The sequence below is a fragment of the Brevibacterium sp. genome (assembly GCF_052105255.1).
Taxonomy (GTDB): domain Bacteria; phylum Actinomycetota; class Actinomycetes; order Actinomycetales; family Brevibacteriaceae; genus Brevibacterium; species Brevibacterium linens_B.
Window position 1 is genome coordinate 43,536 of sequence record NZ_JBQDYQ010000018.1, and the last position, 13,213, is coordinate 56,748.

Annotated in this window: 12 protein-coding genes; 1 reads left to right on the top strand and 11 read right to left on the bottom strand. The window is 65.9% G+C overall.

The window, feature by feature from the left end:
* Positions 1-3 precede the first annotated feature (3 nt).
* The 11 genes from ACTIIH_RS07245 to ACTIIH_RS07295 form a co-directional block, all read right to left on the bottom strand.
* Positions 4-765: a CPBP family intramembrane glutamic endopeptidase gene (locus ACTIIH_RS07245; RefSeq protein WP_441451268.1), complete on the bottom strand. Its 762-nt coding sequence runs from the start codon at positions 763-765 to the stop codon at positions 4-6.
* Between the two features lie 27 nt (positions 766-792).
* Positions 793-4,677, bottom strand: coding sequence for an efflux RND transporter permease subunit (locus tag ACTIIH_RS07250; RefSeq protein WP_441451269.1), 3,885 nt, complete (start codon positions 4,675-4,677; stop codon positions 793-795).
* 234 nt (positions 4,678-4,911) lie between these two features.
* Positions 4,912-6,165, bottom strand: coding sequence for an MFS transporter (locus ACTIIH_RS07255; RefSeq protein ID WP_441451270.1), 1,254 nt, complete (start codon positions 6,163-6,165; stop codon positions 4,912-4,914).
* Positions 6,162-7,037, bottom strand: coding sequence for a nitroreductase family protein (locus ACTIIH_RS07260; RefSeq protein ID WP_441451271.1), 876 nt, complete (start codon positions 7,035-7,037; stop codon positions 6,162-6,164). Before ACTIIH_RS07260 ends, ACTIIH_RS07255 begins: the two co-directional genes overlap by 4 nt.
* Entirely contained in the window at positions 7,025-7,555 is a 531-nt protein-coding gene (msrA, locus tag ACTIIH_RS07265; RefSeq protein ID WP_441090311.1) for a peptide-methionine (S)-S-oxide reductase MsrA, read from the bottom strand. Before msrA ends, ACTIIH_RS07260 begins: the two co-directional genes overlap by 13 nt.
* A gap of 27 nt (positions 7,556-7,582) precedes the next feature.
* Positions 7,583-8,818 (bottom strand): hypothetical protein, encoded by a 1,236-nt coding sequence (locus ACTIIH_RS07270; protein ID WP_441451272.1) that lies wholly within the window; start codon positions 8,816-8,818, stop codon positions 7,583-7,585.
* 105 nt (positions 8,819-8,923) lie between these two features.
* Positions 8,924-9,589 carry a peptide deformylase gene (locus tag ACTIIH_RS07275; protein WP_441090313.1) on the bottom strand — a complete coding sequence of 222 codons (666 nt, stop codon included), beginning with the start codon at positions 9,587-9,589 and terminating at the stop codon, positions 8,924-8,926.
* Between the two features lie 14 nt (positions 9,590-9,603).
* The gene (locus ACTIIH_RS07280; protein ID WP_441451273.1) at positions 9,604-10,407 is read right to left on the bottom strand and encodes an HpcH/HpaI aldolase/citrate lyase family protein; all 804 of its coding nucleotides are present in this window, start codon (positions 10,405-10,407) and stop codon (positions 9,604-9,606) included.
* 8 nt (positions 10,408-10,415) lie between these two features.
* Positions 10,416-10,955, bottom strand: coding sequence for a MaoC family dehydratase (locus ACTIIH_RS07285; protein WP_441090315.1), 540 nt, complete (start codon positions 10,953-10,955; stop codon positions 10,416-10,418).
* A 131-nt stretch (positions 10,956-11,086) separates the two neighbouring features.
* The gene (locus ACTIIH_RS07290) at positions 11,087-11,650 is read right to left on the bottom strand and encodes an SRPBCC family protein (RefSeq protein WP_441451274.1); all 564 of its coding nucleotides are present in this window, start codon (positions 11,648-11,650) and stop codon (positions 11,087-11,089) included.
* Between the two features lie 59 nt (positions 11,651-11,709).
* Positions 11,710-12,072, bottom strand: a complete 363-nt coding sequence (locus ACTIIH_RS07295) for an ArsR/SmtB family transcription factor (RefSeq protein ID WP_441451275.1) — start codon at positions 12,070-12,072, stop codon at positions 11,710-11,712.
* Between the two features lie 182 nt (positions 12,073-12,254).
* Between ACTIIH_RS07295 and ACTIIH_RS07300 the strand changes: the two genes are divergently transcribed.
* Positions 12,255-13,076, top strand: a complete 822-nt coding sequence (locus ACTIIH_RS07300) for an HAD-IIA family hydrolase (RefSeq protein WP_441451276.1) — start codon at positions 12,255-12,257, stop codon at positions 13,074-13,076.
* Positions 13,077-13,213: the final 137 nt, after the last annotated feature.

Sequence of the window (13,213 nt, forward strand, 5' to 3'; positions counted from 1 at the left end):
CACTCAGCCGATGTCGACGAGGGCGAGCACTCCCGGGGCGAGGAATCCGACGGCGTCGATGATGACATGCGCCCACACCAGCGGCATGAGCCTGCCCTTGCGCAGGAAGTACCAGCCGAAGATGATGCCCATGGCGACGTTGCCGATGAATGGGCCGATGCCCTGGTAGAGGTGGTAGCTGGCCCGGAAGAGCGCCAGGGAGATGATGATCGGCCACGGTCCGTACCCCAGCTTCCGCAGTCGAAGTGCCCCGAAGCCGAAGATGAGCACCTCTTCGAGGATTCCGTTCTTCGCGGCCGAGAGCAGCAGCACCGGGATCGTCCACCAATGATCGCCGAGGTTGGACGGCTGAATTTCGGCGGTGATCCCCAATGCCCTGCCGCCCGCGTACACCCCGAGGGTGCCGATGCCGATCACGAGGAAGATGAGTGTACCGTGTCCGAGGTCGCGCAGTCGGTGCCCGTCGACTCCGAGTCGGATGGGCAGCGGCCGGGCCGGTCGGTCTCGACTGAGCAGGTAGAGCCCGAGTGCGACCGGCACCAGGGCGAAGCCGATGTCCAGCAGCTGATAGATCAGGTCGAATCCGGGTCGAGGCGAGATCGAGGTGTTGAGTTTCGCCTGGGCGTGGCTGATCGGGCCGCGCGTGGCGATGTCTGCCAGGCGCACGATCGCGTAGACGGACGCCTGGCCCAGGGACAGCGCCGCGATGAGGCCGAGCTCGAACCACAGGCGCTTTCTCTCCTGCGGTTCGAGCTCGGTCGTCATGGACTCAACTCTAGCGGGGAGGAGGGCTCAGTGTTTGGGTTCACCGTGCCCGTCGTCGCGGCGCGGGTGCTGGCCGCGCAGGGTGAAGTCCGTTCCCGGCGCATCGCCTCGCTCCCCGTCGGCGTCCCCGCCGTCACTGACGGCGTGTTCGTCGCCGCGTCCGTCGTTGAGGCGGTCGGACCCCGTCGTCTCCTCCGGCACCGAGTCGGCCCTGGCCGAATCCGCGGACGTCGAGTCCGCTGCCGTCGAGTCCACAGTCGGTGCGGGCGCCTCGGTGGGAGCCTCCCCCTCTGTCCGTGTCCGGATGTCACCGGAATCGGCACCAGCACCTGCACCGGCAGGCACCGTGGCGGTCTCGCGCTGCCGCGCCCGGGCCTCGGCGGCGTCGAGGACCTCACCTCGTGCCATGTTCTTCACGTACTTCTTCTCGGCCCGGCGTTCCTTGACTCCTTCGAGCAGCAGGTAGAGCACGGGCACGAGGATGAGCGTGAGCAGGGTCGAGCTGACCAGACCGCCGATGACGACGATCGCCAGCGGCTTCGAGATGAACACTCCCCCGCCGGTGAGACCGAGGGCCATCGGCAGCAGAGCGAAGATCGTGGCAGCCGCGGTCATGAGGATCGGACGGTAACGCAGCCGGGCACCGTGGACGATGGCTGTGCGCAGATCGACCCCGCGGATGCGGAAGTGGTTGATGAGGTCGATCAGCACGATCGCGTTCGTGACCACGATGCCGATGAGCATGAGCAGACCGATCATCGAAGTCAGCCCCAGCGGCGTGTCGGTGATGAGCGAGAGCGCAACCGAACCGGTGGCCGCGAACGGAATCGAGACCAGCAGGATCAGCGGCTGCAGCAGTGACTTGAACGTGGCGACCATGATGACGAAGACGATGAGGATCGCCGCGAGCATCGCCAGCCCCAGCTGCGAGAACGCTTCGTTCTGCTCCTGGGTGGCGCCTCCGGTGTCGACGGCGACCGTATCGGGCAGGTCCACCTCATCAAGGGCAGACTGCACTTCGGTCGACACGGCTCCGAGGTCATCGCCTTCGGGCGTCACGGACACGGTGGTCGAACGCTGCGAATCCGTGTGACGGATCGTCGGTGCGGTCTTGACTTCCTTGACCTCGGCGACGTCTTCGAGTTCGATGAAGCGCGGCTCCGAGGTCACGGGAGCGCCCGCGTTCGGGTCGCCGCCTGCCGTACCGGTGCCGCCGGCCGCTCCGGCACCGCCAGCCGCACCACCAGCGCCTCCGGCCGCGCCGGCGTCACCTGAACCGCCGACTGCTCCTCCGGCACCTCCCGCCGCGCCTGCTCCGCCGGCAGGTGCCGTCTCTTCCGGCTTGCCCGGGATCTTGAGTTGGCGCAGCTTGTCCACGGTGTCGGCATTGCGGTCGAAGAGCAGCACCGAATGCGAGACATCGTCGACGACGACCTCACCGATCTGCTGACCATGCATGGCACGCTGCACATACTGGCCGATGGACGCCTCGGTGAGGTTCTCCTCGGCTGCCTTCTCATGATCGACCTTGACCTCGATCACGGGCTGGACCGCAGCGATATCACTGGTCACCGACTGTGCCGAAGACACCCCTTCGAGCTTGTCGCTGACCGTCTTCGTCGCATCCTCGAGTTCCTGTGGATCGGTCGCCGTGAGCGTGACGTCGATCGTCTGCGAGCCCGGGGTCGAGCTCTGATTTGCCACCTCGACGTCGCCGGCGCCCTTGAGATCGTCGAACTGCTTCTGCAGGTCCGCGGAGATCGACTGCGCCGAGACCCCGGACTTCGTATTGACGATATAGGTGCCCGTCAGGGACGAGTCGTCGGTGAAGCCGAATGACGTGCCGCCCAGCGAGAGCTGGTAGTTGTCGACATCGGATTCGTCGGCGAGGATGTCCTCGACCTTCTCCGCCTGCTCCGATGCCTCGTCGAGGTCGGTGCCCGGGTCGAAGGTCTGCGAGATCTGCAGGGAATCCTGCCCGGTGTCGCCGAAGAGTTCGGTCTTCAGCTGCGGGATCATCGCTCCGGTGCCGGCGAGCACGAGCACGGCGATGAGGATCATGACGATCGGGTGCTTCGTCGAGAACGAGATCGCCGGCATATAGGTCTTCTGCAGACGCGTCACCGGCGAGTGCATTCCGGCGAGTTCGTCGACTGCCGCCGTGCCGTCTTCGGTTTCGCCGTAGCGCGGACCGGCCGCGGCCACTCCGGTCGGTCCGGGGCGAGTGGCGGCGTCGGCATGAGCCGGAACATCCGCAGGAGACGGACTGTCGGCACTGTCGCGGGACCAGGCGTCCTCGGCTGCGGCACCGGCGGCAACAAGGTCGCGCTTTTTGTCGGCTTTCTTCGCCTTCTTCTTCTCAGCCCGCCACTGCGACAGCATCGACTTGCGGCTGCGCCGGATCTCCTTCTTCTCCGCCCGGGTGAGCTTGACCTTCGCTTCACGCTGACGCAGGAACCAGTAAGCGAGGACGGGCACGATCGTCAGCGCCACGAACAGGGAGGAGAGCAGAGCGATGGTCGCAGTCAGGGCGAAGGGCCGGAACATCTCGCCGGTCTGCCCGGTCACGAACGCCAACGGCAGGAACACAGCCACCGTGGTCAGCGTCGATGCGGTGATGGCCCCGGCCACCTCGGAGACGGCGGCGAGGATATTCGAGAATTTGTCGCCGCCGGAGGCGTGGCGCCTGCGGATCGCTTCGATGACGACGATGGAGTCGTCGACGACGCGGCCCACGGAGATCGTCAGCGCACCGAGGGTGAGCATGTTGAGGGTCTCCCCGCCCATCCACAGACCGATCATGGCGATGAGGAGTGACAGAGGAATGGAGATGGCGGTGATGATCGTCGCCCGCACCGACAGCAGGAAGACGAGGATGACGAGGACCGCGAAGATCAGGCCCAGCCCACCCTCGTTGAGAAGGTCGTGAATGGACTGTTCGATGAACGGGGCCTGGTCGAACGCGGAGACGAATTCCGTGTTCTCCCCCATCATCTTCTCGAGTTCGGGCAGCTTGTCGGCCACCGCATGGGAGACGTCGACGGTGTTCGCGTCGGATTCCTTCATCACCGACACGGACAGCGAGGGTTCGCCGTTCGTGCGCGAGATCGACTCGACGGGTTCGTCGACGAGCTTGACGTCGGCGACGTCGGAGATCTGGATCGGTCCGTCCGTGCCGGAGATGACGAGGTCTTTGATCGCATCGATCGAGCGGATGCGGGTGCCGACCTCGACCGGGGCAGTGCCGTCGGCGCCCTTGAGTTCACCCGCCGAGGTGGGCACGCCGTTGGACTGGAGGATTCCGGCCACCTCGTCGAGGTTCGCCCCTTCGTCCTCGAGGTCGTCGCGGCGGATTCTGATCTCGACCTGTTTGGTCTTCGCTCCGGCGATCTGGACCTGGGAGACGCCGTCGACTTTCTTCAGCTCAGGAACGACTAAGTCGTCGAGATTCGCCGCCAGCTGGTCCTCATCGGCGTCCGAGGTCACGGACAGGGCGAGGACAGGAATATCGTCGGTGCCCATCATCATGACGTTCGGTTCGACCCCGTCGGGCAGGGTCGGCTGCACCTGGGAGACGGCGCGCTGCAGGGCGCGGACGACGTCATCGGAGTCGTCGCCGTACTTCGTGCTCACGGTGATCTGCGAACTGCCCGCCGAGGAGGTCGAGGTCATGTCCTCGACCTCGGGCAGTGCGGTCAGCGCCCCTTCGAGTGGGTCGGTGACTTCGGATTCGACGGCCTCGGGGGTGGCTCCCTCATAGGAGGCGGTGACCGTGGCCTGGGGGTTGTCGAGGGACGGGAAGAGCTCTTGTTTGAGGGCGCCGGCACCGATGATGCCGAAGACGATGGCGACGACGGAGATGAGCGCGATGAGCGCCCGGTTCTTCAGGCTCAGCCGGGTCAGGAAACTCACGAGGGGGGACTTTCTTTGTCGTAGGCAGGGCGACGACGCAGAACGCCGACTCAACCAACCATCCTAGTGAGTGTCGCCTGAACCGCACATGAGGAAAACCTGACTTCTCTGATCAACGGCTGAGCACGCCGCGCCCCGACCACCAGCTCGGTGAAACTGCAGCAGCTTGGTCCCTGCACCGAGCTGGTGCAGTTTCACCAAGCTGCAGCGCATGTGCGGGTGCGTTTGAGCGCGTCACTCAGCCGAAGTGGCTGTGCGGGGACGGGTCTCACGGCCGAAGAACCACAGGCCCGCGGCGATGACGCCGAGAACACCGGTGAGCAGGAACGCCCACGAGTAGTCGAAGTGGTCGACGACGGCTCCGGCGATGATCGGGCCGAGGATGGCTCCGCCGTCAAGGGCCATCTGGTAGCGGGCAAGCACTCGGCCGCCCTTGCGGTCGCGGCCGATGACATCGGCGACCGTGGCCTGCTGCGCGGGGTTGGCCAGGCCGGAGCCGATTCCGGCGATGATGGAGAACGCGAAGAACAGCCAGATCGAGTCGATGAAGGCCAGCGCCGCGGTGGTCACGCCGAGGACGAACAGACCCCATTGGATGAACGGTTTGCGCCCGACAGTGTCGGCGAATCGTCCGACCACTGTCACCGCCGAGGCGTTGCCGATGGCGAACATCGTCAGGGCCAGTCCGGCCACGGCGGTATCGGCTTTGAGGGCTTGGATGGCGAAGAGCGGGTAGATGGCCACACGGATGCCCATCGCCGACCAGCCTTGGACGAAGGCGGAGATGAGCGCCGAACGGTAGGCCGAATCCTTCCACGCTTCCCGGAAGGACATGACTTCCTGTTGCTCCTTGTCCTTCTCCGCTTCCAGCCGGGCACGCCCGGATTTCGTCGAGGAGCCGAAGGATGCGGTGGAGGCGAGGAAGATGCGGACGACGATCGCGGCGAAGAGCAGACCGACGGCGTAGATGACGAACGGGATCCGCATCCCCCATCCGGCCATCGCACCGCCGAGGACGGGTCCGGCGATATTGCCGACGAGGAATGCGGTGGCATAGGTCGACGACGCTTTCGCACGGGCGTCGATCGGGGCGAGCCGGACGATGAGCGCCATCGCGGAGACGCTGAACATCGTCGACCCGATGCCGCCGAGTCCGCGGAAGATCAGCAGCTGCCAGTAGTTCTGGGCGAATGCGACTGCCGCGGTGGAGGCGGCGACGATGACGAGGCCGGTGATGTAGATGCGGCGTTCGCCGAAGGCATCGACGAGGCGGCCCGACGAAGGCGAGAACACGAACCGGAAGAACGCGAAGGAGGAGACGACGATGGTTGCGGCGGTGACCCCGAAGTCGAAGCTCGCCGCGAACTGCGGCAGGACGGGGGCGATGATTCCGTAGCCCAGGGCGACGATGAAGGCCGCGGCCACGAGGACATAGATCTCCTTGGGCAGGCGGCGCGTGTCCGGAGTCTCGGTGTCGGGAGTGCTCACAGGGTATCGAGGAACTGTTCGGGTTTCGGCAGAGGGCGGGAGCTCGTGGTCAGGCGCTGTCGGTAGCGTTCGGGGACGGCTCCGATGTAGAACCAGCCCATGAGCAGTTCGTGATCGTTCAGGCGGTGGAGGCGGCGGACCGGTTCGGTGTTCGTCAGGGTGCCCGAGCGCCACATGACTCCCCAGCCGGCTTGCCACAGGGCGAGTTCGAGCAGGTGGCCGGCACCGGCGGCGGTGGCGTGCTGCTCCCATTCGGGAACCTTGTCGTGTTTGACCGGTGAGGAGACGAGGGCGAGCAGGAGCTCTGCCCGCAGCGGCTTCGTATTGGTCTCGCCCGGCTTGCGGACCACCCCGGCGGCTTCGTCGAGGGCGTCGCCGAGGCGGTGCCGGTCGTTGCCGCGGATGATGAGGAAGCGCCAGGGGCGCAGGGCCTTGTGGTCGGCGACCGAGGAGATCGATCGGATGATCTCGAGCAGGTCGGAATCGTTCGGGGTCTCCGGGTCGACCTTCGAGATCGACCGTCGGGTGCTCAGGGCGTGCAGGACCGGATCGGCGACGATGTCGATCGATGACGGGGCTGAATAGTCGGGTCCGCGGCGGATGGTCGTCACGGCTGCGGTTCGGTCACTCGCCGAGGCGGCGCCGTCCTCGGCGAGGTCAGCGTTCTTCTCGCTCTGCACTGAGCGGGCGGTCTGCGCGTCCTGCGCTGCGAGGTTCTTCGCCCACGGGCCGGTGTTGCCGTCGAGGAAGTGGGCACGGACCCGGTCTTTGGTCGCTTCGCAGGCGTCGCCCGCGTCTGTGGATCGTTTGTGCTTCTTGTGTTTGGACTTCTTGCACTTGTCCTTCTTGTGGCTGCCCATCAGCTCACCCATTCGGCGAAGGCGGTGCGGGCCTTGCTGAGTTTCGGGTCGATGATGACACGGCAGTAGCCGTTGTCCGGGTTCGCGGTGTAGAAGTCCTGGTGGACCGCCTCGGCGGGATAGAAGGTGCCCAGCGGTTCGAGGGTGGTCACGATGGGATCGTCGAAGAGGCTCTGCGCGGATTCGATGGCCGCGGCGAAGTGCTGCTTCTCGGTCTCGTCGCGGTAGAACATGGCCGACCGGTACTGGGTGCCGACGTCGTAGCCCTGGCGGTTGAGGCTCGTGGGGTCATGTCCGGTGAAGAACAGGCCGAGGATGACGTCTTCGGGGACGATGTCGGCGTCGAAGGTCACCTGTAGGGCTTCGGCGTGGCCGGTCATCCCGGTGCAGACCTCACGGTAGCCGGGGTTGTCGGTGTGTCCGCCGGTGTAGCCGGAGATCACTTCTCTCACGCCGGTGGTCCGCTGGTAGACGGCGTCGAGGCACCAGAAGCAGCCGGCGCCGAGGGTGAGGGTACGAAGATCGCTCATGCAACGTATAACGATGACGCGCGCAGGTTATTCCCGAGCAGAGGCGGCCCCGTCGGTCCGGAAAGTCAGTTCGTCGGGACGCGGCCACCGTGCGAGAGTGAGGATGTCGTCGTCGACAGCACCGTCGCCGACGTCGGTGACCTCGAAGCTCGAGGAACAGCCGAACTCTTCGTCGTCGAACCTCTGCGGATGGAGGGTCCCCGGCACCGAGCCGGCCAGGGCGGAGGCAGGAGGCTCGTCGGCAAAGGGTTCGGCGTCCACTTCTCTGAGATCCACGCTGGAGAGACGGCCGTCGACGATTTCGAGGGAGAGTTCCAGCTGTCCGGTCGACACCGTGCTGTGGTCGCCGGCATCATCGGCGTCCGCGAGGGCACTGCTGCCCGTGACTCCCGTGACCGGGTAGGTGTGCCGGGCCGGAACCACACCCGACCCCGATGCACGGGGTCGGACATCGATCGAACGGATGTCCTCATCCGCCAGCAGCTGCTCGACCTGGTCGGGGTCGAGGACGACGGGCTCGTCGCCCGAGTGCAGGGAGTCGGGGTAGGCGACCCAGACGAAGAACTGTGCAGAAGAGAACTGCTCGCGGATCGCTTCCGCGGTCGCCGGGGCGTTCGGGTGCCGCTGGGCCAGGAGCGCCTCAACCGTTTCGCGAATGTGGGCGGGCAGTTCGATCTCGAGCGGGGCGTAGTCCTCTTCGTCGACGTCGCCTGCCCAGTCCTCGATCCGGTCGATGAGGACCGCTGTGAGTGCGACGAGTCCGCCGTTCACGGCGGCATTGAGTCCGCGCCCGACGCCCGTCGGCAGTTTCGCGTCGATAGCCTCCGCCAGCCGCTCCGTCGCCGGCCAGAGCGCCCAACTGACCGCTCCTGCTGCTGCCGCGGTGACCGCATTGAGGAACGCCGGTGACGTCACGCTCGCCTGTTCGTCCCACCAAGTATCCGCGTCGGCATCGCCGTCGAGTGCTCCGATGTCGGAGATGTGCGCAGGAGAGGAAGCATATCGGACGGGACCGCTCCCTCTGGTGGAGAAGGCTCCGAGGAATTCGTCGATGCCGCTCGATCCGCCCACCTTGCCGAGGAAGGCCCGGGACCCGGTGAGCCAGGTCAGGCCTGCGTTGGCGAGCGCCGTGGCGCCCCGCAGGCTGCCCTGGTATTCGGCGGAGACGTCGCGTCGGCGGACGAGCGCGAGGGCACCGGTTCCGAGTGCGGCGGTGGTCCGCACAAAACGGTGATGGCGGTGGGGAATGTCGGGAAGTCGCATGGCATCATCGAATCATGCTCGCCTGTGTTGCCGGTGAGAACGATCACGGCACCCGAGGCCATGATGACTGGCACCCTGGTTCCCGCCGACGACAGCAGCGAGAGCTCACATCACCAGGCCGGACGGCAGAGAGAAGCCGAGTTCGGCGGCGGCCTTCTGCGTCGAGGGCTGATGCCAGAATGTCGCGACCGATTCGTTCGTCGACAAGGACCGCATCTCGGCTTTGTCGAGGAAGAGGATCCCGGACAGGTGGTCGGTCTCGTGGGCGACGATGCGCGCCGACCAGCCGGAGACCTCCTCGGCGATGGGGTTGCCCTTCAGGTCGACGCCCGTCAACGCGATCTCGCGGGGGCGGGCGACGACGGCCTGATAGCCGGGGATCGACAGGCATCCCTCAAAGAAGGCGACGTCCTCGGCCCCTGCACGTTCGTAGCCCGCGTTGAGGACCACTCGCAGCGGCATCGGCTCCCGTTGCCGGACCCTCGCGACCTCGGGATCGCGGGCACCGGGGTCTTCGGCCACGAACATCGACAGGCTGATGCCCACCTGTGGCCCGGCGAGGCCGACCCCCGGGGCGGCGAGCATGGTCGCTCGCATCACCTCGGCGAGCTGTTCGAGCTCGGCGTCGTCGACCTGCCCGTCGAAGGGGCGGGTGTCGGTGCGCAGGACGGGGTCTCCGGCCTCGACGATGGGCGCGGTCCCGTCCCCCGCCTCGGCGGCGGTGAGGACGGCGCGGATCTGGCAGGCGATCAGTGCATCGGCGGCGTTCACGAGGTGATGTCTCTTCAGTTCGCGCGGGCGACGATGAGTTCGGCGTGCTTGAGCAGCGGGGCGTCGATCATCTTGCCTTCGAAGGAGAACGCGCCCTTCTCCGTCTTCGCCAGGTCGAGCACGGACTGCGCCCAGGTCAGCTGTTCGTCGCTGGGGCGGAAGGCGTCGCGGACGACGGGCACGTGGTTGGGGTGGATGGAGACCTTGCCGGAGAACCCCGACTGCACGGCGTCTTCGGCCTCGGCTGCCAGTCCTTCGAGGTTCGGGATGTCCGCCCAGATCGAGTCGAGCGCGAACTTGCGGTGGGCCCGAGCGGCGAGGAGGGTCTGGCTGCGCACATGCGTGGCCACATCCCGATAGCCGCCGTCGTCGTTGCGTGAGGAGCCTCCGCCGAGGTCGGCGATGAGATCCTCCGACCCCCACATCAGCGCATAGACGTTGGGGGCGGCGGCGATCTCGGCGACGTTGACGGCCCCGAGGGCGGTTTCGATGAGCGCGATGACCTGGAATCCGGACAGGATCGACACATCGGAGGCAAGCTCTGCCTTCGGCAGCATCACAGCCGTGTACTCGGTGCGTGCAAGCATCTTCAGATCCTCGCCGAGGTGGCCCGAATCGTGGGAGTTCACCCGCACGACCGTGCGGGTCGGGTCGAGCGGGAAGTCGACGATGGACTCCCGTGCGGCGGCTTTGTCACCCTCGTTGACGGCGTCTTCGAGGTCGAGGATGACGATATCGGAGCGTTCGGCCGCTTTCGCGTACCGGTCGGGACGATCGCCGGGAACGAAGAGCCAGGCGGGTTTGAACTCGAGTGACATATGCGGGCTCACTTTCCGGTGTCGGTCTGGTCGGCGGTGCCGGCAGCATCGGCGGCCGATGTCGTGGCGGCCGCCTCGTGGCTGGAGTCGAACATCATGGCCTGGCGCACGGCCTTCGCGACGAGCTTGCCGTCCTGGTTGTAGCCGCGATGTTCGAAGGTGACGATTCCCTGGCCCGGACGGGACTTCGAATTGCGTTTGTCGAGGATCGTCGTCTCTGCGTAGAGGGTGTCGCCGTGGAACATCGGGGAGGGGAAGCTGACCTCGGAGAAGCCGAGGTTTCCGACAGTCGTGCCCTGAGTCAGCTGGGACACGGACAGGCCGATGAGGGTGGCCAGGGTGAACATCGAGTTGACGAGGCGCTCGCCGAAGGGTTCGGTGGCCGACCATGCCGCGTCGAGGTGCAGGGCCTGAGTGTTCATGGTCACGGCCGTGAACCACGTGTTGTCCGCCTCGGTGACGGTGCGGCCCGGCGCGTGCTTATAGGTGGCGCCGACTTCCATCTCGTCCAGCCACAGACCTCGTTGTGCAATGACCTTGTCACTCATGTAACGCTCCTCACTCGTCGTGATTTGAGTTTATCGCCATTCACCGGATCCCTGCGACCCGGGGGTCGGTACGGAGAAGTCCCCGAGGCGGCTCATCCGGCATGGATTCCGGGTGAGCCGCGTCGGTGCGGTCAGCGTATGCTGCTGACCTCGGTATCGAGTTCGTCGAAGGCCGAGGACCAGCCGTCGTACGCGCTCTCATCCGTTCCCGAGTCATTGGGCAGGCCGGTCAGCGAAAACGTCATGCGGGTGCGGTCGGCGGCGATCTCCTCGAGTTCGACGCTCACTCGCGGGGCGTCGTCGACCTCGCCGGGACTCCCCCAAGTGAAGTCGAGACGGACGGGTTCGTCGATGTGAAGGTACTTCCCGGTGGTCGGGAACTCCTGTCCCGTGTCGGGAATGCGCATCGTATAGGTGTATTCGCCGCCGACCCGCAGGTCGACGGATACGGAATCGCGTGGAGTGACCAGCGTTTCGGGGTGGAACCAGCGTGCCATGACGTCCGGGTCCGTCCAGGCTTCCCAGACGCGGGCCCGCGGTGCGGCGAATTCGCGGACGATGGTGAAGCCGGGTTCTCCCGCCTGTGCGCTGTTCGGATCGGTCACCTGAGTGTCCGTTTTTGCTGTGGTGTCGGTGCCGCTTGTGGTGTCAGTGTTCTCGGCGTTGATCGCTGTTCTCCTCCTTGAGTCGTGCATGAAGTTCCTTGAGTCGTGCATGAAGTCTGCGTCGCGCGGTAGGTCGTTGCGGTCGATGGTCAGCCCGCAGTTCGATCTGCGCCTGACGAATCGGTCATTGAAGGGTCGGCGGGCACCTCCTCGTCGAGGATGCGGTCGAGGGTGTCGAAGCCCTGCTGCCAGTCGTCGTGCGCCGCCTGCAGCCAGCCGGCCGCCTCGGTGAGGGCGTCAGGGTTGAGGGCGACGATGCGCCGCTGCGCAGATTTCGATCTCGTGATGAGTCCCGCCGTCTCGAGCACTTTGAGGTGCTGGGAGACCGCGGAACGACTGATCGGCAGCGGCTCTGCGAGCTCACCCGCGGTCCTGTCTCCACCGCGCAGCCGATCGATGATCGACCGACGCGTCGGATCGGCCAGCGCCGAGAAGACGAGATCCATACTCATTTAAGTATCCCCTTAATTAAGTATTTACTACAATACACTCTTCGGCCGCCCCGTCAAGGGAGCCCTTGGACGATCCGCGACAGGGGTACGGCGCCACCGGAACGGACCTCCCAGGACACTTGCGCCCAACCCGACTAGGCTGGAAGGAGCCGCTCCGGCCCACCCCGAGTTCGAGGAGAGACATGGATCGCGATTCGATCGACTGCTGGCTGACCGATATGGACGGCGTCCTGGTCAAGGAGAACAATCCGCTGCCGGGAGCCGCAGAGCTGCTCGCCCAGTGGCGCCGGGCCGACATCCCCTACCTGGTGCTGACGAACAACTCCATCTACACCGCTCGCGATCTCTCCGCCCGGCTGCGCTCGAACGGGCTCGACGTCCCCGAGTCGAACATCTGGACCTCGGCGATGGCCACCGCGGACTTCCTGTCCAATCAGGTCGAGCACGGAACGGCCTACGTCGTCGGCGAGGCGGGGCTGACCACTGCGATCCACGAAGCCGGGTTCGTCATGACCGAGCACGACCCGGATTTCGTCGTCGTCGGCGAGACCCATTCCTATTCGTTCGAGGCGATCACGAAGGCCATCCGCCTCATCGATGCCGGCTCCCGCTTCATCGTCACGAACCCCGACGCCACCGGCCCCTCCCCCGAGGGTGTCCTGCCCGCCACCGGCGCCATCGCCGCACTCATCACAAAAGCGACCAACCGCGAGCCCTACGTCGTGGGCAAGCCCAACCCGATGATGTTCCGCTCGGCCCTGAACAGGATCGGCGCCCATTCGATGAGCACCGCGATGATCGGCGACCGCATGGACACCGACATCATCGCCGGAATGGAAGCGGGCATGCACACGGTCCTCGTGCTCTCGGGAATCTCCACCGCCGAGGATGTCCGCCGCTTCCCGTTCCGACCCAACGAGATCGTCGACGGCGTCCACGAGCTGCTCGACGCGCCGCTGGAGAGCCGCGGCGAGCTCGGCCCCGATCCCACTGGCTCCGCCTAAGGCACACTCTCCTTCGCCGAGAAACGGGGACAGGCACCCCTGGCGTCGATAAACGGGCTGAGTGTCGAGAAACGCATGTGCGCCCTCTGTGTCAGGCTGTAGTGAGACAGCCTGACACAGTAGGCGGGGAATAGGTG

What these genes read in the sequence shown, in the direction of transcription:
- ACTIIH_RS07245 (WP_441451268.1), bottom strand. Translation starts at nt 765, where the DNA reads ATGACGACCGAGCTCGAACCGCAGGAGAGAAAGCGCCTGTGGTTCGAG.
- ACTIIH_RS07260 (WP_441451271.1), bottom strand. Translation starts at nt 7,037, where the DNA reads ATGGGTGAGCTGATGGGCAGCCACAAGAAGGACAAGTGCAAGAAGTCC.
- msrA (WP_441090311.1), bottom strand. Translation starts at nt 7,555, where the DNA reads ATGAGCGATCTTCGTACCCTCACCCTCGGCGCCGGCTGCTTCTGGTGC.
- ACTIIH_RS07270 (WP_441451272.1), bottom strand. Translation starts at nt 8,818, where the DNA reads ATGCGACTTCCCGACATTCCCCACCGCCATCACCGTTTTGTGCGGACC.
- ACTIIH_RS07280 (WP_441451273.1), bottom strand. Translation starts at nt 10,407, where the DNA reads ATGTCACTCGAGTTCAAACCCGCCTGGCTCTTCGTTCCCGGCGATCGT.
- ACTIIH_RS07285 (WP_441090315.1), bottom strand. Translation starts at nt 10,955, where the DNA reads ATGAGTGACAAGGTCATTGCACAACGAGGTCTGTGGCTGGACGAGATG.
- ACTIIH_RS07290 (WP_441451274.1), bottom strand. Translation starts at nt 11,650, where the DNA reads ATGCACGACTCAAGGAGGAGAACAGCGATCAACGCCGAGAACACTGAC.
- ACTIIH_RS07295 (WP_441451275.1), bottom strand. Translation starts at nt 12,072, where the DNA reads ATGAGTATGGATCTCGTCTTCTCGGCGCTGGCCGATCCGACGCGTCGG.
- ACTIIH_RS07300 (WP_441451276.1), top strand. Translation starts at nt 12,255, where the DNA reads ATGGATCGCGATTCGATCGACTGCTGGCTGACCGATATGGACGGCGTC.